We start from the raw sequence: 18853 nt of genomic DNA on the forward strand, positions 1-18853 counted from the left end.
GCTTATTCCTCCACTTTCTTTTGTCCGCGGGTCTGAACTTCCTGGGTCAACAGAGCAATCAGCTCTTCAACAGGATAAGAGCCCAGGTCAGCCCCTTTACGGGTACGTACTGCAATCTTGCCGACTTCTACTTCTTTGTCGCCGCAGACCAGCATAAAAGGTACCCGCTTCAAAGTATGCTCGCGGATTTTAAAGCCAATCTTCTCATTTCTCAAGTCCGCTTTTGCGCGAAGGCCCGCATCATTCAATGCTTTGGCTACTTTCACCGCATAATCGGCCTGATTGTCGGTAATATTCATGACCACGGCCTGGGTAGGTGCCAACCAGGTCGGGAACAGTCCGGCGTACTCTTCGGTCAGGATCCCGATGAAACGCTCCAGCGAGCCCAGAATGGCGCGGTGGATCATCACGGGGACGTGACGTTCGTTGTCTTCGCCCACATAGGTGGCACCCAGACGGCCCGGCAGGGCAAAATCGAGCTGCACGGTACCACATTGCCAGGCACGGTCAAGGCAGTCATGCAGGGTGAATTCGATCTTGGGACCGTAGAAGGCCCCCTCGCCCGGCTGCAGGTCGTACTTCAGACCGTTCAGCACCAGCGCTTCGGCCAGTGCGGCCTCGGCGCGATCCCAGGCTTCGTCGGAGCCGATACGCTGTTCCGGACGAGTGGAGAGCTTGACCACGATGTTCTCGAAACCGAAGGTGCCGTAGACGTCGTAGACCATGCGGATGCACGCAGACACCTCTTCCATGATCTGCTCTTCGGTACAGAAGATGTGGGCATCATCCTGAGTGAAACCCCGTACCCGCATCAGGCCGTGCAGGGAGCCTGACGGCTCGTTGCGGTGGCAGGAGCCGAACTCGGCCATGCGCAGCGGCAGGTCGCGGTAGGATTTCAGACCCTGGTTGAAGATCTGCACGTGACCCGGGCAGTTCATCGGCTTGATGGCGTACTCGCGGTTCTCGGACTGGGTGGTGAACATGGCCTGGGCGTACTTCTCCCAGTGACCTGAACGCTCCCACAGCACGCGATCCATCATGAAGGGACCCTTCACTTCCTGATAGTCGTACTCTTTGAGCTTGCCGCGGATAAAGGTTTCCAGCTCGCGGAAGATGGTCCAGCCGTCGTTGTGCCAGAACACCATGCCAGGCGCTTCTTCCTGCATGTGGTACAGGTCGAGCTGCTTGCCGATCTTGCGGTGGTCGCGCTTGGCGGCCTCTTCCAGACGCTGCAGATAGGCCTTGAGCTGCTTCTTGTCGGCCCAGGCGGTACCGTAGATGCGCTGCAGCATCTTGTTGTTGGAGTCGCCGCGCCAGTAGGCACCGGACATCTTCTGCAACTTGAAGTGGTGGCAATGACGCATGTTGGGCACGTGCGGGCCGCGACACATGTCGATGTACTCTTCGTGATGATAAAGACCTGGCTGGTCATCACGGGCAATGTTCTGATCCAGGATCTCGACCTTGTAAGTCTCGCCACGGGCTTCGAACACATCGCGTGCTTCCTGCCAGGAGACCTTCTTCTTGACGACGTCGTAATCCTTGGCGGCCAGCGCCAGCATGCGCTCTTCCAGGGCAGCCAGATCTTCATCGGTCAGGGTACGGTCGAGATCGATGTCGTAGTAGAAACCGTTGTCGATGACGGGACCGATGGCCATCTTGGTCTGGGGCCAGAGTTGCTTGATGGCATGACCCAGCAGGTGAGCACAGGAGTGGCGCAGAATGTCCAGACCTTCTTCGTCTTTGGCGGTGATGATGGCCAGGGAGGCATCGGCTTCGATCAGCTCGCAGGCATCCACCAGTTCACCGTTTACCCGACCGGCAATGCACGCCTTGGCGAGACCGGGACCGATGTCCGCGGCCACGTCCATGACGGAAACGGCGTGGGCAAATTGACGTTGGCTGCCATCAGGCAGAGTAATGATTGGCATTGTGTGTTTCCTTATACAGTGGTGCCCCCTACCAAAGGGCACATGCGGGATGGAAAGATTCATTCAAAAATGGGTGATGTTCTGGCTCTCCACAGCACTTTGCGAAGACGCCCCGTGACGCAAACAACCCGTTCAACGTCGCAAGACAAACCAAAAACCGAACCATGCTACCAGAAGTAGGCGGGGCTGTATCGGGTTTGCTGAGATTTTCTACAACCAGATGAACCGCTTGGAGGTTATTCTCCTAGCAGAGGCTGCCAGTTGAAGTCGAACGTGGAGCTCCCCTCCTGGGCCAGTTCCAGCTCCTGCAGCACCTTGAGCGCCAGCTGGTTGCCCTGCCTGGCGGCCTGATAGAGCCACTCCTTGGCACGGGGCAAATCGACCCGCCCGCTGACCCCCATCAGATGGAGCACCCCCACCTTCAACATGGCGGGCACATCGCCGTTCCTGGCCGCCAGCTCCATCCAGTGAAATGCCTCGCGCAGATCCCGCTTCACCCCGGCACCCCGCAAATAGAGCTCCCCCAGCCGGTATTGGCCGAAGGCGTCCCCCGCCTGCGCCGCCTGACGATAGAGGCTGATGGCGCGATCCATATCCTGCTCGCTCCCCTGCCCCATTTCATGGCTCCAGCCCATCAGCGCCTGCGCCCGTGGCTGGCCCTGATCCGCCAGCGGCGACCAGATCCGGGTTGCCTCATCGAAGTGACCGGTGCGCCAGGCGCGGTTGGCCGAGGCCAGCTCCTGCTCGGTAGAGAGCGGGATCAGGCGCCAGATAACCAGCGCAATGACAGCGATGAAGAGCCAGCGGTAGGTGATGGGTGCCATGATGATTTCCGTGATCCAGTTCGCATTTCGTCTATGTAAACGAAATGTAGCGCCGCGATCAAGCAAGAGATCCTTTTGACATGCTTTTTATGGCGGGATAGGTCGGCAGAACTTGCATTCGGCAATGGGGGGCAGCATGATAACTGTATATATAAACAGTGCTAGTGCAATGCGATGGCAGGACGAGGCAGTTCCCACAATGTTGATCACCGTTTCAGCGGCCAGCGGGTCGATGCGGTCGACGACGGCTGGACCCAACCCGAGTGGGAAGCGGCATTCGCCGCCAGCGCTCCCCGCACCGAGGTGACGGAGATCAGCGCCCGCAGCATCATCAGTTACAACAGTTCCCCCGACGTTCCCTTCGGCCGCTCCATCAATCCCTATCAGGGGTGCGAACACGGTTGCATTTACTGTTATGCCAGACCGAGCCACGCCTATCTCGAGCTCTCCCCCGGCCTCGATTTCGAAACCCGGCTGTTCGCCAAGCTCAATGCCGCCGAGCTGCTGCGCCGGGAGTTTGCCAGACCCGCCTATCAGCCGCAGACCATAGTGCTGGGGGCCAATACCGACCCTTATCAGCCCATCGAGCACCACTATCGCCTCACCCGCCAGTTGCTGGAAGTGATGCTGGCCCATCGCCATCCGGTGGGGATCATCACCAAGAGCGCCATGATATTGCGCGACCTCGATCTGCTGACGGAGCTGGCCCAAGAGGGCCTCTGCCAGGTGATGGTGTCGGTCACCACCTTGAATGAAACCCTGCGGCGACAACTGGAGCCAAGAGCAAGCACGGGGGCCGGCCGGCTCAAGGTGGTGGAGAGACTGGCCCGCGCCGGCGTGCCGGTCGGCGTGCTGGCGGCCCCCATGATCCCGCGGCTCAACGAACCCGAGCTCGAGCAGATCATCAAGAGCGCCGCCGAGGCCGGCGCCCACTGCGCCGACTATATCCTGCTGCGACTGCCCCACGAGCTGGCACCGCTGTTCAGTGACTGGCTGGAACAATACTACCCAGGCCAGAAGGAGGCGATCCTCAACCAGCTGCGAGCCAGCCGGGACGGCGCCCTCAACAGTCCAGCCTTCGGGACCCGGATGCGGGGAGAAGGCCAGTTTGCCGATCTGCCGGCCCAGCGCTTTCGCTTGATCGCCAAGCGGCTCGGGCTCGGCAAGCGCCACTTTCAACTGCGCCAGGATGCCTTCATCCGCCCGGGCGAGCAGCTGCGGCTGTTTTAATTCCCGTCATGACGCCAGCCCGTGGGCATGACCAAGTCAGCCTCGGGGGCGCACTCCTACAGCGCGCTCGCGGGCAATCAGCTCGACCGGCAGCCTCGCCGGTTCATGGGCCACTTCCAGCTCCTGTTCGTGCTGCGCCTCGTCCCTCCCGGCTTCGCCCCATACCCGGCTCCACCAGATTTCCCACATCACCCAGCTGGTCATAAGATGCTCCTGTGCGGCAGAGGCCGCCGTTGTGATCGCCGACGCAGGCAAGATGCCCTGCCCCCATGACAGAGGCATGACGCCCCGATGACATCTCGGTTGCCGCTCTGGCGGCAGCCTGGCTGGGGCGGCCAACGGCGGGCATAAAAAAAGAGCGACCTGAAGGTCGCTCTTTCGTATCGGGCAAAAGGGGAACGATTACTCGTCGCCCGCCTCCCCGGCATCGACAGCACCGGTGTCCGCGGCGGTATCGGTGCCTTCAGACACCTCACCCTCGACGGCCAGCGCCTCGGTTTCCTCTTCGTCGCTCTCGGCAACGCGCTGCAGACCGACCACGGTTTCGTCTTCACCGGTACGGATCAGACGCACACCGCCGGTGTTGCGGCCGATGACGCTCACCTCGGACACCCGGGTACGTACCAGGGTACCGCCGTTGGTGATCAGCATGATCTGGTCGGTATCCTCGACCTGGATCGCATCGATCACCTTGCCGTTGCGCTCATCCACCTTGATGGAGATAACGCCCTGGGTACCACGGCTCTTGGTCGGGTATTCGTCCAGCGCGGTACGCTTGCCGTAACCGTTCTCGGTGGCGGTGAGGATGGCACCGTCGCCACGGGGCACGATGAGGGAGACCACCTTGTCACCGGCGCCGAGCTTGATGCCGCGCACACCGGCAGCGGTACGACCCATGGGACGCACGCCCTTGAAGGTGCCCTTGCTTTCGGTGCCTTCGCCGTTGTCGCTGCCATCATCGTCGTTGCCGGCGTCGTCGTCGGTTTCGACCTCGTCAGTGGCATCGGCATCGGCGCGACCGCTGCCTTCCGCGAAGCGAACAACCTTGCCCGCATCGGAGAACAGCATGATTTCGTTGCTGCCATCGGTGATGTCCACCCCGATCAGCTCATCACCCTCTTTGAGGTTGATGGCGCGGATGCCGGAGGAGAGCGGACGGCTGAAGTCGGACAGGCTGGTCTTCTTCACGGTACCGTTGGCAGTGGCGAAGAAGACATACTTGTCGGCGTCATATTCCTTGACCGGCAGAATGGCGGTGATGCGCTCACCCTCATCCAGCGGCAGCAGGTTGATGATCGGACGACCGCGGGCGCCACGGGACGCCTCCGGCAGTTGATACACCTTGAGCCAGTAGACCTTGCCACGGGTGGAGAAGCACAGAATGGTGTCGTGGGTGTTGGCCACCAGCAGACGCTCCACAAAGTCCTCTTCCTTGATCCGGGTGGCCGACTTGCCACGACCACCGCGGCGCTGGGCCTCGTAGTCGGAGAGCGGCTGATACTTCACGTAACCCTGGTGAGACAGGGTAACGACCACGTCTTCCGGGGTGATCAGATCTTCGATGTTGATCTCGGCGCTGGACATGCTGATTTCGGTACGACGCTCGTCGCCGTACTGCTCGCGCACGGCCAGCAGTTCGTCGCGGATCACTTCCATCAACCGTACCGGGCTTGCCAGGATGAACAGCAGCTCGGCGATGAGATCCAGCAGAGATTGGTACTCTTCCAGGATCTTCTCATGCTCGAGGCCGGTCAGCTTGTGCAGACGCAGGTCAAGGATGGCCTGGGCCTGCTGCTCGGTCAGGTAGTAGTGACCCTCGCGAATACCGAACTCGGGCTCCAGCCACTCGGGGCGGGCCGCGTCGTCACCGGCTTTTTCCAGCATGGCAGCCACGTTACCGAGCTCCCAGCCTTTGGCAACCAGGCCCGCTTTCGCATCGGCCGGGGTCGCACTGTGGCGAATGAGCTCGATCACCGGATCGATGTTGGCCAGGGCTACCGCCAGACCTTCCAGGATGTGGGCCCGATCCCGCGCTTTGCGCAGTTCGAACACGGTCCGGCGGGTCACCACTTCGCGGCGGTGCAGCAGGAACGCATCCAGGATCTCTTTGAGGTTCATCACCTTGGGCTGGTTATTGTCCAGCGCCACCATGTTGATGCCGAAGGTGGTCTGCATCTGGGTGTGCTTGTAGAGATTGTTCAGCACAATCTCGCCGGACTCGCCGCGCTTGATCTCGATGACGATGCGCATGCCGTCCTTGTCGGACTCATCGCGCAGGGCACTGATGCCCTCGATCTTCTTCTCTTTGACCAGCTCGGCGATCTTCTCAATCAGGCGAGCTTTGTTCACCTGATAGGGGATCTCGTGGACGATGATGGTCTCGCGACTGGTCTTCTCGTCTACTTCCACCTCGGCCTTGGCGCGCACGTAGATGGAGCCACGACCGGTACGGTACGCCTGCACGATGCCGGAACGACCGTTGATGATGCCACCGGTGGGGAAATCCGGGCCGGTGATGTAGGTCATCAGCTCGTCGATGGTGAGGTCGCCGTTCTCGATCAACGCCAGACAGCCGTTGACTATCTCGGTGAGGTTGTGAGGCGGAATGTTGGTCGCCATGCCCACCGCAATACCGGAGGAGCCGTTGACCAGCAGGTTGGGAACCTTGGTGGGCATGACAGCCGGGATCATCTCGGTGCCGTCATAGTTCGGCACCCAGTCCACGGTCTCTTTGTCCAGATCGGCCAGCAGCTCGTGGGAGATGCGGGCCATCCGCACTTCGGTATAACGCATGGCCGCGGCGCTGTCGCCATCGACCGAACCGAAGTTGCCCTGACCGTCGACCAGCATGTAACGCATGGAGAAATCCTGCGCCATGCGGACGATGGTGTCATACACGGCACTGTCGCCGTGCGGGTGATATTTACCGATTACGTCACCGACCACGCGGGCCGATTTTTTATAGGGCTTGTTCCAGTCGTTCCCCAGCTCGTTCATTGCATACAGAACGCGGCGGTGAACCGGTTTCAAGCCATCACGCACATCCGGCAGAGCTCGTCCTACGATCACGCTCATGGCGTAATCAAGATAGGAACTCTTGAGCTCTTCTTCGATGTTGACCGGCGTGATCTCTCTGGCCAGATCGCTCATAGAAAGCCTTAATCCCTAATTAGTTGTTCTTTGGCTTAAACAGCGCGACATGGTAACACACTGAGCCAAATATCTTAAGCCACAAATCCGGTAACAAGTCGGGCTGGTGTGACAAAGTCCGTCCGTTATAATGCCCGCCAGGACAATAGATTGCGCGCGCACTACCCTGCCTGCGCGCCCTTGCCACAGGATCATCAAAAAATGCACAGTGATGCCAATGTCGATCTGACAGAAATCGCCAAATTCGAAGCCATCGCCTCCCGCTGGTGGGACATGGAGGGAGAGTTCAAGCCGCTGCATCAAATCAACCCGGTGCGCCTTGACTGGATCACCGACAAGAGCGGCGGCCTGTTTGGCAAGCGCATCCTCGACATCGGCTGCGGCGGCGGCATCCTCGCCGAGAGCATGGCTCGTCGCGGCGCCCAGGTCACCGGCATCGACATGGGCAAAGAGCCCCTGGGCGTCGCCCGCCTGCATGCCCTGGAAGCGGGTGTGGAGCTCGAGTATCGCCAGATCACCGCCGAGGCCCACGCCGACGAAGCCCCGGGTCAGTACGACGTGGTCACCTGCATGGAGATGCTGGAGCACGTGCCGGATCCTGCCTCCGTGCTGCGCGCCATCGCCACCCTGGTGCGCCCGGGCGGCAAGGTGTTCGTCTCCACCATCAACCGCAACCCGAAAGCCTATCTGATGATGATCCTCGGCGCCGAGTACCTGATGAAGATGGTCCCCAAGGGTACCCACGATCACAAGAAATTCATCACCCCGGCCGAACTGTGTCGCATGGGTGAGGCGGCAGGCCTGCTGGTACGGGACATGAGCGGCGTCCACTACGCGCCTCTCTCCAACAGCTTCAAGCTTGGTCGCAACGTCGACGTCAACTACATGGTGGCGTTCGAGCGCCCGGAGCAAGGCTGATGACGACTCACCCTGCTGCGCCCCTTGGCTGCGTGCTGTTTGATCTGGACGGTACCCTGCTCGACACCGCGCCGGATCTCGGCGCTGCCGTCAACCATGTGCTGATAAGCGAAGGCTTTGCGCCGCTCTCTGACGACATCATTCGTCAGACCACCTCTCACGGGGCCCTGGGGCTGCTCAGGGCCGGTCTTGGTGACGAGCTGCTGGAGGAGCTGGGCGCCACCCGCCTTCGCACCGCCCTGCTCGACTACTACGCGGCCAACCTCTGTGTTGGCACCCGCCCCTATGAAGGCATGGTGGATCTCATCGAGTGGCTCGACGAGAAAAAGCTGCCCTGGGGCATCGTAACCAACAAGCCAGGCTTTCTCACCGAGCCGCTGCTGGCTGCGCTGCCGGCGCTTGCCAGTTGCGGCGTCACCGTCAGCGCCGACACTCTGCCGGTGCGCAAGCCCGACCCCGCCCCCATGTTCTTTGCCTGCGAGCAGCTTGGCGTCGCGGCCAACCACTGTCTCTATGTGGGGGATCATGTGCGCGACATCGAGGCCGGACGCAATGCCGGCATGCGTACCGCCGTCGCCGGCTGGGGTTACCTCAATGACGACGAGGATCCGGCCCAGTGGGGCGCCGATCTTCACTTTGATACCGTGCAGGCCCTGCATCACTGGCTGCGCTACGAGCTGGATTAAGCGGCCGCCTGCCTGAGCAGTCGGGCAAGGCTGCCGTGGATACATATAGAAGTGGATGATCAGGGGGAGCTCCACGCTTGGGTTCTCTTGGATAACGCAGCAGGTGGATAACACAAGAGATGGATATCAGACGCAGCTTTGCGACCATCCCTTGAGCTGAGCGGTGAAAATGACGCCCATCTGGTCACTCGCGCAGCAAAACGGAGGATCGGCAATTGATCCCCCGTTTTGCCGGTTTGACAAGCAGTGCGGCAGCGGGATCGGACACCTTTTGACCCTTGCTGCACAAGGGATAATCAGGCTGAATTTGCTAGTAAAAACACCCCGTTTTCGCAAGCAAAAAAAGTTATTTAAATTTTCCATGTTCGATCATCAGACTTGCATTTACCGGATCGGACGGATGAAAACCCGTTCGCTGTGAGCGTCCACTAACTCCATCGACAACACCCACAATTTATCCACAGCAATTGCCTTATCCACAGATTGCAAAGCCGGGCAGACCTCACTATCTTGTAGCTCGAATTCAAAATAACACTATATCTTGTGATTCATCGCACAATAGGTACTCACCTCCATCGCCCTGCCCGGGCCGGAGGCCAACGCCGTGCGATGGTTTTTCGGGAATCAACTAAAGGTCATCAGCCAATGAACTTGTTTGTGACGAAGCGTAACGGCCACAAAGAACCCATCGATCTGGATAAAATTCACCGCGTGCTGGACTGGGCCGCCGAGGGTCTCGACAACGTGTCGGTCTCCCAGGTGGAACTCAAGTCCCACATCCAGTTCTATGACGGCATCCGTACCGCCGATATCCACGAAACCGTCATCAAGGCCGCTGCTGATCTGATCTCCGAGCAAAGCCCGGACTACCAGTACATGGCCGCCCGTCTGGCCATCTTCCACCTGCGCAAGAAGGCCTACGGCCAGTTCGAGCCGCCCCACCTCTACCAGCACGTCGCCAAGCTGGTGGACATGGGCAAGTACGACAAGCACCTGCTGGAAGACTACAGCCAGGCCGAGTTCGAGGAGCTGAACGCCCACCTCGACCACTGGCGCGACATGGACTTCTCCTACGCCGCGGTCAAGCAGCTGGAAGGCAAGTACCTGGTCCAGAACCGCGTCACCGGCGAAATTTACGAGAGCCCGCAGTTCCTCTACATCCTGGTAGCGGCCTGCCTCTTCTCCAAGTATCCGAAAGATACCCGTCTGGACTACATCAAGCGCTTCTATGATGCAGTCTCGACCTTCAAGATCTCGCTGCCGACCCCGATCATGAGCGGCGTGCGCACCCCGACCCGTCAGTTCAGCTCCTGCGTGCTGATCGAGTGCGACGACAGCCTGGATTCCATCAATGCCACCGCCAGCGCCATCGTGCGTTACGTCTCCCAGCGCGCCGGCATCGGCATCAACGCCGGCCGCATTCGTGGTCTTGGCAGCCCCATCCGTGGCGGTGAAGCCTTCCACACTGGCTGCATCCCCTTCTACAAGTACTTCCAGACTGCCGTGAAGTGCTGCTCCCAGGGCGGCGTGCGCGGCGGGGCGGCCACCCTGTTCTACCCGCTGTGGCACACCGAGGTGGAGAGCCTGCTGGTACTGAAGAACAACCGTGGCGTGGAAGAGAACCGGGTCCGTCACATGGACTACGGCGTGCAGATCAACAAGCTGATGTACCAGCGCCTGATCAAGGGCGGCGACATCACCCTGTTCTCCCCGTCCGATGCGCCGGGTCTGTACGATGCCTTCTTCGCAGATCAGGACAAGTTCGAAGAGCTCTACGTCAAGTACGAGCAGGATCCGAGCATTCGCAAGAAGACCCTCAAGGCGGTGGATCTCTTCTCCCTGATGATGCAGGAGCGCGCCGGCACCGGTCGCATCTACATCCAGAACGTGGACCACTGCAACACCCACAGCCCGTTCGATCCGAGCGTGGCGCCGGTACGCCAGTCCAACCTCTGCCTCGAGATTGCGCTGCCCACCAAGCCGCTCAACAACGTGGATGACGAGGATGGCGAGATCGCCCTGTGCACCCTGTCGGCCTTCAACCTGGGCGCCATCGAGAAGCTGGAAGATCTGGAAGAGATGGCCGAGCTGGCCGTGCGCGCCCTGGATGCCCTGCTCGACTATCAGGACTACCCGCTCAAGGCCGCCAAGAAGGGCAGCATGAACCGTCGTACCCTGGGGATCGGCGTCATCAACTACGCCTACTACCTGGCGAAGAACGGTGCCCGCTACTCCGACGGTTCTGGTCTGGCGCTGACTCACCGCACCTTCGAGGCGATCCAGTACTACCTGCTGAAGGCCTCCGTGCAGCTGGCCCGCGAGTTCGGCCCCTGCCCGGCCTTCAACGAAACCACCTATGCCCAGGGGATCCTGCCCATCGATACCTATAAAAAGGATCTGGACAACCTGTGCAACGAGCCGCTGCACCTGGACTGGGAAGCGCTGCGCGAGGAGATCCGCACCGTGGGTCTGCGCAACTCCACCCTGACCGCCCTGATGCCGAGCGAGACCTCCAGCCAGATCTCCAACGCCACCAACGGCATCGAGCCGCCGCGCGGTCTGGTCTCTGTCAAGGCCTCCAAGGACGGCATCCTCAAGCAGGTGGTGCCCGAGTATGACCGTCTGAAGGATCAATACGAACTGCTCTGGAAGCAACCGAGCGTCGATGGTTACCTGCAGCTGGTCGGTATCATGCAGAAGTTCGTGGATCAGGCGATCTCCGCCAACACCAACTATGATCCCGCCCGTTTCGAAGGCAACAAGGTACCGATGAAGCAGCTGCTCAAGGACTTGCTGACCGCCTACAAATACGGCCTCAAGACCCTGTACTATCACAACACCCGTGATGGTGCGGACGATGCCCAGACCGATCTGCAAGATGACGGTTGTGCCGGCGGCGCCTGCAAGATCTGATGAACCGGGCGGGAGCGACAAGCTCCCGCCCTCCTGTTTCCCCTACTTCGCGATATTCGACAACCATGGCCTATTCAACTTTCTGCCAGACCCAAAACGACCAGCTCAAGGAGCCGATGTTCTTCGGCCAGTCGGTCAACGTGGCCCGTTATGACCAGCAAAAACACGAAGTGTTCGAGCGCCTGATCGAGAAGCAGCTCTCCTTCTTCTGGCGCCCGGAAGAGGTGGACGTCTCCCACGACCGCATCGACTTCCAGGCCCTGCCGCCCCACGAGCAGCACATCTTCATCTCCAACCTGAAGTACCAGACCCTGCTGGATTCCATTCAGGGCCGCAGCCCCAACGTGGCGCTGCTGCCGCTGGTCTCCATTCCGGAGCTGGAAACCTGGATCGAGACCTGGGCTTTCTCCGAGACCATTCACTCGCGCTCCTACACCCACATCATCCGCAACATCGTCAACACCCCTGCCCAGGTGTTCGACGACATCGTCACCAACGAGCAGATCCTGAAGCGCGCCGGCTCCATCAGCCACTTCTACGACGATCTGATCGAAGCGACCGCGCTCTACCACCTGCACGGTGAAGGCACCCATCAGGTGGCCGGCCGCGAGGTGTCCATCACCTTGCGCGAGCTCAAGAAGAAGCTCTACCTGTGCCTGATGAGCGTCAACGCACTGGAAGCGATCCGCTTCTACGTCAGCTTCGCCTGCTCCTTCGCCTTCGCCGAGCGCGAGCTGATGGAGGGCAACGCCAAGATCATCAAGATGATCGCCCGCGACGAAGCACTGCACCTGACCGGCACTCAGCACATGCTGAACCTGATGCGCAGCGGCCAGGACGACCCCGAGATGGCCGAGATCGCCCGCGAGTGCGAGCAGGCCTGCTTCGATCTGTTCAAGGAAGCCGCCATCCAGGAGAAGGAGTGGGCCGAGTACCTGTTCCAGGACGGCTCCATGATCGGCCTGAACAAGGACATCCTCTGCCAGTACGTGGAGTACATCACCAACCTGCGGATGGCCGCCGTTGGCCTGCAACCGGCCTTTGCCGGCGCCAAGCAGAACCCGATCCCCTGGATCAACACCTGGCTCTCCTCCGACAACGTGCAGGTCGCCCCGCAGGAAGTGGAAGTGAGCTCCTACCTGGTGGGTCAGATCGACAGCGAAGTGAACGCCGAAGACCTGGGTGATTTCGAGCTGTGAGTGACGCCACCGGCACGCTGACCGAGCCCCTGCACACCGCCCCCGCCAAGAGCGAGACGGGCGCACCGCAGGTACACACCCGGGATGGCGTGCTGCACGCCCACCCCGGCGAGAGCGTGCTGGAGACTCTGGAGCGTCACGGTCATCACGTGGAGTTCCAGTGCCGCAGCGGCTATTGCGGCGCCTGCCGCACCCCGCTGCTGGCAGGCAAGGTGCACTATGCCGCCGTGCCGCTCGCCTTTGTCTCGCAGGGAGAGTGCCTGCCCTGCTGTTGCAAGCCGGTGGGGGCCATCCGGCTCGACATCAAGAAGGGCTGAGACCACCCTCTCTTGATATGTCCAAGCTCACCTCGCTAAACAAAAAGCCGCCGGATTGCTCCGGCGGCTTTTTTACATCCATCTCTATGCCTCGTGGGCGGGCGGCTGATGCACAACCGCCCCCACAAGACCTTACAGCCAGGGCGCGGCGGTCGGCCCATGGTGCAGGCCCAGTTTCCAGACCCGCCCGAAGTGCTTGTAGTGACCGGCCGCAACACCGGCCTTCTCGCCCATGCCGTGGTAGAGGTCGAGGTGACCCTTCTTCACCGCCCCGCCCACATCCAGCGCGATCAACAGCCGCAGCTGATGCTTGCCGGTCCAGTTGCCCTCTTTGTCCAGCAGCGGTACTTCCGCCAGGATCGGCGTACCCATCGGCAGCAGGGTCTTGTCGGCGGCCACCGCAGCCATCGGCAACAGCGGGATGCCGGCGGCCCCGATCACATCGTTGGTGGGGCGACGCTCGAAGAAGACATAGGAGGGGTTCTGCTCCACCAGCTCCTTGACGCTCTCCTCCGGCTGACGGTTTGCCCACTCCTTGATGGCCTTCATGGACATCTGCTCCCTGGGCACCTCGCCGCGATCGATCAGCACCCGGCCGATGCTGACGTAACCGTGACCGTTCTTGCCGCTGTAGCCCAGATACTGCAGCCTGTCGTCATCGCCATAGTGAACAAAGCCCGAGCCCTGCACGTCCATCAGGAAGTTGTCGATAAGAGACTTGCTGTAGCCCAGCTCCAGCCCGCGGTTGGCCAGCGCCCCCTGGTGGATCTGGGCCCGGGTCGGACAACGACTGCCGCAGTTGGGCATGGCGTAGATGGGGTACTTGTATTTCGCATCCGGGCGGTGGCGCACCTCCAGCACCGGCGAGTAGTAACCGGTGAACAGCACGTTGCCCATCCGATCCGAGCCGCCCAGCTGGGCCAGGCTGATGCCGTAGCGGGTAATGTCGGCGGGATTGCCGCCGTTCGCCACCCAGCGGGAGAGCTGGTGATAGAGTTCGCCATAGCGGCGGGTCATCTTGCCGGAGCGCTCCAGCACCAGCCTGCTCTGGGGGCCGAACTTGCTGTAGTCGGCGCGCACGCGGCTGTTGACGCGCTCAACCCGCACCAGATCGTCGGGCAGCATGCCGTCCAGATACTGCTTGCCCAGATTTTCCGGCACCTCGCAGTTGAGAAAACATCTGGCATCGGGTTTGTTTTTGGGCACCTGGGCTTGCTCAGAGTTGCCCGCACAACCGGCCAACCCCAGCACAGCGGCGGTCAGCCAGTACGCGTGTTTATTCATATGTCCTCATATAACACCAAGCGTCATGTTCGGCGGGGAAGATGCCAAATTTGCAGGGGGAAAGCAAACGCCTTCAAGCCTGCAACGACGGATTTCTCCAAAGGGGATCTTCTGGGTTATAACAAGGTAACAAGGTGTGAGGGGCCATGGATGGAACAGCTCGAAATCTTCCCGCTGCAGAGCCCCTGCATCGGGGTCTGTGAAGTGAACAACAAGGGCTACTGCAAGGGGTGTTTGCGCAGCCGCGAAGAGCGTTTCAACTGGCTCACCATGACCCCGGCCCAGCAGCAGGAGGTAATGCGCCTGTGCCGAGGCCGCAAGGCGCGGGTGGAAGCCGCCCGCCGCAAAGCGCTGGAGGGGGCCCAGAACGAGCCGCAAGAGCAACCGGGTTGGGATTTCTAGTTTCTCCCCCTCCTCCTTTCACGACAAACATAAAAAAGCGGCCCGCAGGCCGCTTTTCTTTTTGACACTATGAGATGTTGCCGGATCGCAAGGCTTATGCCGTGGCCAGCTTGGCCTGCTCTTCACCGCGTTTGAGCATGGCGTAAGCCACCCCGGTCAGCAGCGACCCTGCCGCAATCGCCACGATATACATCATGACGTTGCTGATGGCGTTCGGGATGAACAGCACGAACAAACCGCCGTGGGGTGCCATCAGCTCGCAGCCGAACAGCATGGAGAGCGCACCGGTCAGGGCGCCGCCCGCCATGCAGGCAGGGATGACGCGCATCGGATCCTTGGCGGCAAACGGGATGGCCCCCTCGGAGATGAAGCACAGACCCAGCACGAAGGAGGCCTTGCCCGCTTCCTGCTCCGCCTTGATGAACTTGGTGCGGGCCAGGAAGGTGGCGATCCCCATCCCCAGTGCCGGCACCATGCCGGCGGCCATCACGGCTGCCATGGGAGCGTAGGTCTTGGAGGCCAGCAGGCCGACCCCGAAGGCGTAGGCTGCCTTGTTGACCGGGCCACCCATGTCGAAGCACATCATGGCACCGATGATGACACCCAGCAGCACGGCGTTGGCAGAGCCCATGTTGTTGAGGAACTCGGTCATGGCATTCATGATGCCGGCCACCGGGCCGCCCACCACGTAGATCATCACCAAGCCGGTAAACAGGCTGGCAAACAGCGGAATGATCAGAATGGGCTTGAGCGCTTCCAGGGTCACCGGCAGACGCACCTTGTCGCTCAGGTACTTGGCGCTGTAACCGGCCAGGAAACCGGCCACGATGCCGCCAAGGAAACCGGCACCCAGCGAGCTTGCCAGCATGCCGCCGATCATGCCGGGAGCGAGACCCGGGCGGTCAGCGATGGAGTAGGCAATGTAGCCGGCCAGCACCGGGATCATCAGGGCGAAGGCGGAGCCGCCACCGATCTTCATCAGGGCGGCGGCCAGGGTGCCTTCCACCTTGAACGCCTCGATACCGAACACGAACGAGAGCGCGATGATGAGGCCGCCCGCCACCACCATGGGCAGCATGAAGGAGACCCCGGTCAGCAGATGCTTGTAGGGGCCGGCTTTTTCCTCTTTCTTGGGTTGGCTGGCACCGCTGTGGCGATAGGTCTTGGCCTCGTTCCAGGCCTTGTCGAGCTCGGCACGGGTTTTCTTGAGCGCCGCGCCCGTGCTGGTGCGATAGACCGGCTTGCCGTCGAAGCGAGCCATGTCCACTTCGATGTCGGTAGCGAGGAACACCAGGTCGGCGGATGCAATCTCCTCGGCAGTCAGGGCGTTCTGGGCACCGACCGAGCCTTGGGTCTCGACGCGGATCTGATGACCCAGCTGTTTGGCCATGGTCTCCAGCGCTTCTGCCGACATAAAGGTGTGAGCCACCCCGGTCGGACAGGCGGTCACCGCCACGATGCGCTTGCCAGCGGCGGCCGGTTTGGTAGCTGCGGGCGCAGCTTGATGGCGATAGACGCTGGCGCCGCTGGCGGCGGCCTCCAGCAGTGCGGCCGGATCCTGCAGGGCGAGATCCATGCTGCCCTGATAGACCCGCTTGCCGTCATAGGCGGCGAGATCCACCGGGGCGCTGGCGACAACCAGCACCAGCTCGGCCGCAGCAATCTGCTCCTTGCCCGGTACCTGACGGGGCTGCACGCTGGAGCCGACGTCGAGGGTGAGCTCCCAGCCTGCCAGTTTGGCCTGCTGTTCTATTCGTTTTGCAGCGAGAAAGCTGGTGGCAATGCCCGCCGGGCAAGCCGTAACCAAGATTGCTTTCATTGGGCATCTCCTGAGTTTTCCATTGAGGGGGTATGGCATTGAACCGGTGCCAGCGCATCCAGACGCTGTACGCGCACCTGTTCAAGCAAGGGGTCGAGCACACTGATATCGTCAAAGCCGACCGCCACCTGGCTGACCGCCAGCGCCGAGACGGCGGTGGCGAGGCGCAGGGTCTGCTCCGGCGTCCAGCCAAGGCTGAGACCATGGGCGAGACCGGCCACCAGAGAGTCGCCGGCACCAACCGTGCTGACCACCTGCATGCGCGGCGGAATGGCCTGCCAGACGGCATCCGGGGCAAACCAGATGAGGCCATCCGCGCCATTGGAGATCACCACGTTGGGGATCCCGCTTGCCTGCAGCGTGCGGGCACACTCGGCCTGCTCGCTCAGGGTCTTGATGGGGCGGCCGGCCCACTTGCCGAGCTCCTCCAGATTGGGTTTGACCAGGGTCGGCGCCGCCTTGATCCCTTCGCTTAACGCCGCGCCGCTGCAATCGAAGATCACCTGCTTGCCTTTGGCCTTGAGCAGGCGAATGAGGCGGGCGCAGTAATCGGGGGCCACCCCTTTGGGCAGGCTGCCTGCCAGCACAAACCAGTCGGCGTGAGGGGTCAATTGGTCGATGGCCTGCTCCAACGCGCCCACTTCACCCTCATGGATGGTGAGCCCCGGCAGATTGAGATCGGTGACCCGGCCGGATTGCTCGGAGATCTTGACGTTGATGCGGGTGCTGCCCGCCACGCGCACGAAGTGATCGGCCAGGGCCCGCTCCGTAAACAGGGAGACGAAGCTCTGCTGGTTATCGGCGCCAAGCCAGCCGGTGACGCCTACGTCGCGGCCCAAGTCCTTGAGCACCATGGCCACGTTGATCCCCTTGCCCGCCGCACGCAGATTGGCCTCGCTCACCAGGTTCACCTCGCCCAGGCTCATCGCCTCCAGACGGGCGGTGAGATCGAGCGCCGGGTTGAGGGTGATGGTCACTATGTCCATCAGTGCGCCCCCTCGCCCAGCCCGGCCGCAATGGCGGCGCCTATGCCCTTGAGGGCCGCTTCGGCGTCAGCCCCTTCGGCGCGAAACGCCAGACGATGGCCACACTTGACGCCAAGGCCGATCACCTTCATCAGGCTCTTAGCGGAGACCGCCTCGCCGCTGCCATCCAGGTTCGCCACCCGAATGTCGGATTCATACTCCTTGGCCACCTTGACCAGCATGGCGCCGGGACGGGCATGCAACCCGTGGGGGTTGATGATGGTGAAGGTTTCACTAAGACCGCTCGCCGGGCCCGCCTGCAGCATGGCCAGCCCCTCACTACCTGCCAAGGTGGCCAGCTGACCGGCAGCGGCCAGCTTGGCCAAGTTGTCGAGCTGCGCCAGATGGCCGCTATCTGCGGCGCACAGCAGCAGCAGGGCGCTGACCGGTTGCTCCCCGGCGTTCAGTGCAGTGCTAGGCGTGGCCAGCACCCAACCGGTCTGGGCCGCTTGCACGCGGGCAAGCCAGATCCCCTCGCCCAGGTAGGCGGGGTCGCTTGCCAGCAGGGCGCTTACCATGGCGGCATCGCCCCAGCCGGCGGATTTGGCGCGGGCGGCGGCGCCCAGCAGCAGCTGGTCGCGATCGTCTGCCGGGAAGTCGGCCAAAGCCAGGAACTGCACCTCTTTGGGCGCCGTGGCACCGGTCAGGATATTGATGATGGTGTCGGCATCGGTGGCCTCTTTCAATTGCGCCGCCGCCTGCTCGTCACCCAACACGTGGGTGAGCTGGCGCAAAATGCCCAGATGTTCGTCAGATTTGGCGGCGATGCCGATGGCGAAGTAGGCGATCTGCCCCTCATCCCATTCGATGCCATTGGGGAACTGGGCCACCATGACGCCTGTGTTCTTCACCAGATGCCGGGTGTCGGTGGTGCCGTGGGGAATGGCGATGCCGCTGCCAAGATAGGTGGCGTGCTGCGCTTCACGCGCCAGCATGCCATCTACATATCCCGCTTCCACCAGACCGGCTTCGGTCAGTTTGCCTGCCAACAGGGCAATGGCTTCGGCCTTGGTCGCCACCGACTGCCCCAGCAGGATCTGCTGTCGCGCCAACTTCAACATAGAGATTCTCCATCAGGTGCCGGGCGGCCTGACCGTACCGGCGCATCAAACATAACCATTCGTGCCACTCGCCAGCTGACAATAGACCGGATTG

General features: G+C 61.6%; 15 protein-coding genes. 7 read left to right on the forward strand and 8 right to left on the reverse strand.

The annotated features are described in order from the left end of the window. Positions 1-2: 2 nt before the first annotated feature. Entirely contained in the window at positions 3-1931 is a 1929-nt protein-coding gene (thrS, locus tag BN1143_RS01675; RefSeq protein WP_042049425.1) for a threonine--tRNA ligase, read from the reverse strand. Positions 1932-2167: 236 nt separating this feature from the next. After that, complete coding sequence (locus BN1143_RS01680; protein WP_042049426.1) at positions 2168-2755, reverse strand: tetratricopeptide repeat protein; 588 nt, start codon at positions 2753-2755, stop codon at positions 2168-2170. Positions 2756-2929: 174 nt separating this feature from the next. Between BN1143_RS01680 and BN1143_RS01685 the strand changes: the two genes are divergently transcribed. Continuing rightward, on the forward strand, positions 2930-3985 hold the full coding sequence (locus BN1143_RS01685) for a PA0069 family radical SAM protein (RefSeq protein ID WP_042049427.1): 1056 nt from the start codon (positions 2930-2932) through the stop codon (positions 3983-3985). A gap of 36 nt (positions 3986-4021) precedes the next feature. Here BN1143_RS01685 and BN1143_RS22585 read toward each other — a convergent pair whose 3' ends face one another. Both BN1143_RS22585 and gyrA read right to left on the reverse strand, forming a co-directional pair. After that, on the reverse strand, positions 4022-4189 hold the full coding sequence (locus tag BN1143_RS22585) for a hypothetical protein (protein ID WP_162851586.1): 168 nt from the start codon (positions 4187-4189) through the stop codon (positions 4022-4024). 198 nt (positions 4190-4387) lie between these two features. After that, positions 4388-7135 carry a DNA topoisomerase (ATP-hydrolyzing) subunit A gene (gene gyrA, locus BN1143_RS01690; protein WP_042049428.1) on the reverse strand — a complete coding sequence of 916 codons (2748 nt, stop codon included), beginning with the start codon at positions 7133-7135 and terminating at the stop codon, positions 4388-4390. Positions 7136-7336: 201 nt separating this feature from the next. Here gyrA and ubiG point away from each other — a divergent pair, with 201 nt between their 5' ends. The 5 genes from ubiG to yfaE all read left to right on the forward strand — a co-directional run bounded on the left by ubiG (position 7337) and on the right by yfaE (position 13168). Beyond that, positions 7337-8053, forward strand: a complete 717-nt coding sequence (gene ubiG, locus BN1143_RS01695; protein ID WP_005300640.1) for a bifunctional 2-polyprenyl-6-hydroxyphenol methylase/3-demethylubiquinol 3-O-methyltransferase UbiG — start codon at positions 7337-7339, stop codon at positions 8051-8053. Then, the gene (locus tag BN1143_RS01700; protein WP_042049430.1) at positions 8053-8739 is read left to right on the forward strand and encodes an HAD family hydrolase; all 687 of its coding nucleotides are present in this window, start codon (positions 8053-8055) and stop codon (positions 8737-8739) included. The genes ubiG and BN1143_RS01700 overlap by 1 nt, the downstream gene beginning before the upstream one ends. A 645-nt stretch (positions 8740-9384) precedes the next feature. After that, complete coding sequence (gene nrdA / locus BN1143_RS01705) at positions 9385-11652, forward strand: class 1a ribonucleoside-diphosphate reductase subunit alpha (RefSeq protein ID WP_026139081.1); 2268 nt, start codon at positions 9385-9387, stop codon at positions 11650-11652. A gap of 65 nt (positions 11653-11717) precedes the next feature. Next, complete coding sequence (gene nrdB, locus BN1143_RS01710) at positions 11718-12851, forward strand: class Ia ribonucleoside-diphosphate reductase subunit beta (RefSeq protein WP_005300631.1); 1134 nt, start codon at positions 11718-11720, stop codon at positions 12849-12851. Continuing rightward, entirely contained in the window at positions 12848-13168 is a 321-nt protein-coding gene (gene yfaE / locus BN1143_RS01715; protein ID WP_010634047.1) for a class I ribonucleotide reductase maintenance protein YfaE, read from the forward strand. Before nrdB ends, yfaE begins: the two co-directional genes overlap by 4 nt. A 132-nt stretch (positions 13169-13300) precedes the next feature. On the opposite strand, the gene mltA is transcribed toward yfaE, so the two are convergent. After that, a complete protein-coding gene (gene mltA, locus BN1143_RS01720) occupies positions 13301-14452 on the reverse strand; it encodes a murein transglycosylase A (RefSeq protein WP_005300625.1) in 1152 nt (383 codons plus the stop codon). 150 nt (positions 14453-14602) lie between these two features. Here mltA and BN1143_RS01725 point away from each other — a divergent pair, with 150 nt between their 5' ends. Beyond that, positions 14603-14854, forward strand: coding sequence for a DUF1289 domain-containing protein (locus BN1143_RS01725; RefSeq protein WP_005300622.1), 252 nt, complete (start codon positions 14603-14605; stop codon positions 14852-14854). Between the two features lie 94 nt (positions 14855-14948). On the opposite strand, the gene fruA is transcribed toward BN1143_RS01725, so the two are convergent. The 3 genes from fruA to fruB are packed head-to-tail and all read right to left on the reverse strand — an operon-like array spanning position 14949 to position 18759. Next, positions 14949-16673, reverse strand: a complete 1725-nt coding sequence (fruA, locus tag BN1143_RS01730) for a PTS fructose transporter subunit IIBC (protein WP_042049431.1) — start codon at positions 16671-16673, stop codon at positions 14949-14951. Further along, the gene (gene pfkB, locus BN1143_RS01735) at positions 16670-17659 is read right to left on the reverse strand and encodes a 1-phosphofructokinase (protein WP_042049432.1); all 990 of its coding nucleotides are present in this window, start codon (positions 17657-17659) and stop codon (positions 16670-16672) included. The genes fruA and pfkB overlap by 4 nt, the downstream gene beginning before the upstream one ends. Further along, on the reverse strand, positions 17659-18759 hold the full coding sequence (gene fruB / locus BN1143_RS01740) for a fused PTS fructose transporter subunit IIA/HPr protein (protein ID WP_042049433.1): 1101 nt from the start codon (positions 18757-18759) through the stop codon (positions 17659-17661). The genes pfkB and fruB overlap by 1 nt, the downstream gene beginning before the upstream one ends. Between the last annotated feature and the right edge of the window lie 94 nt (positions 18760-18853).

The sequence above is a fragment of the Aeromonas dhakensis genome, assembly GCF_000820305.1.
Taxonomy (GTDB): domain Bacteria; phylum Pseudomonadota; class Gammaproteobacteria; order Enterobacterales; family Aeromonadaceae; genus Aeromonas; species Aeromonas dhakensis.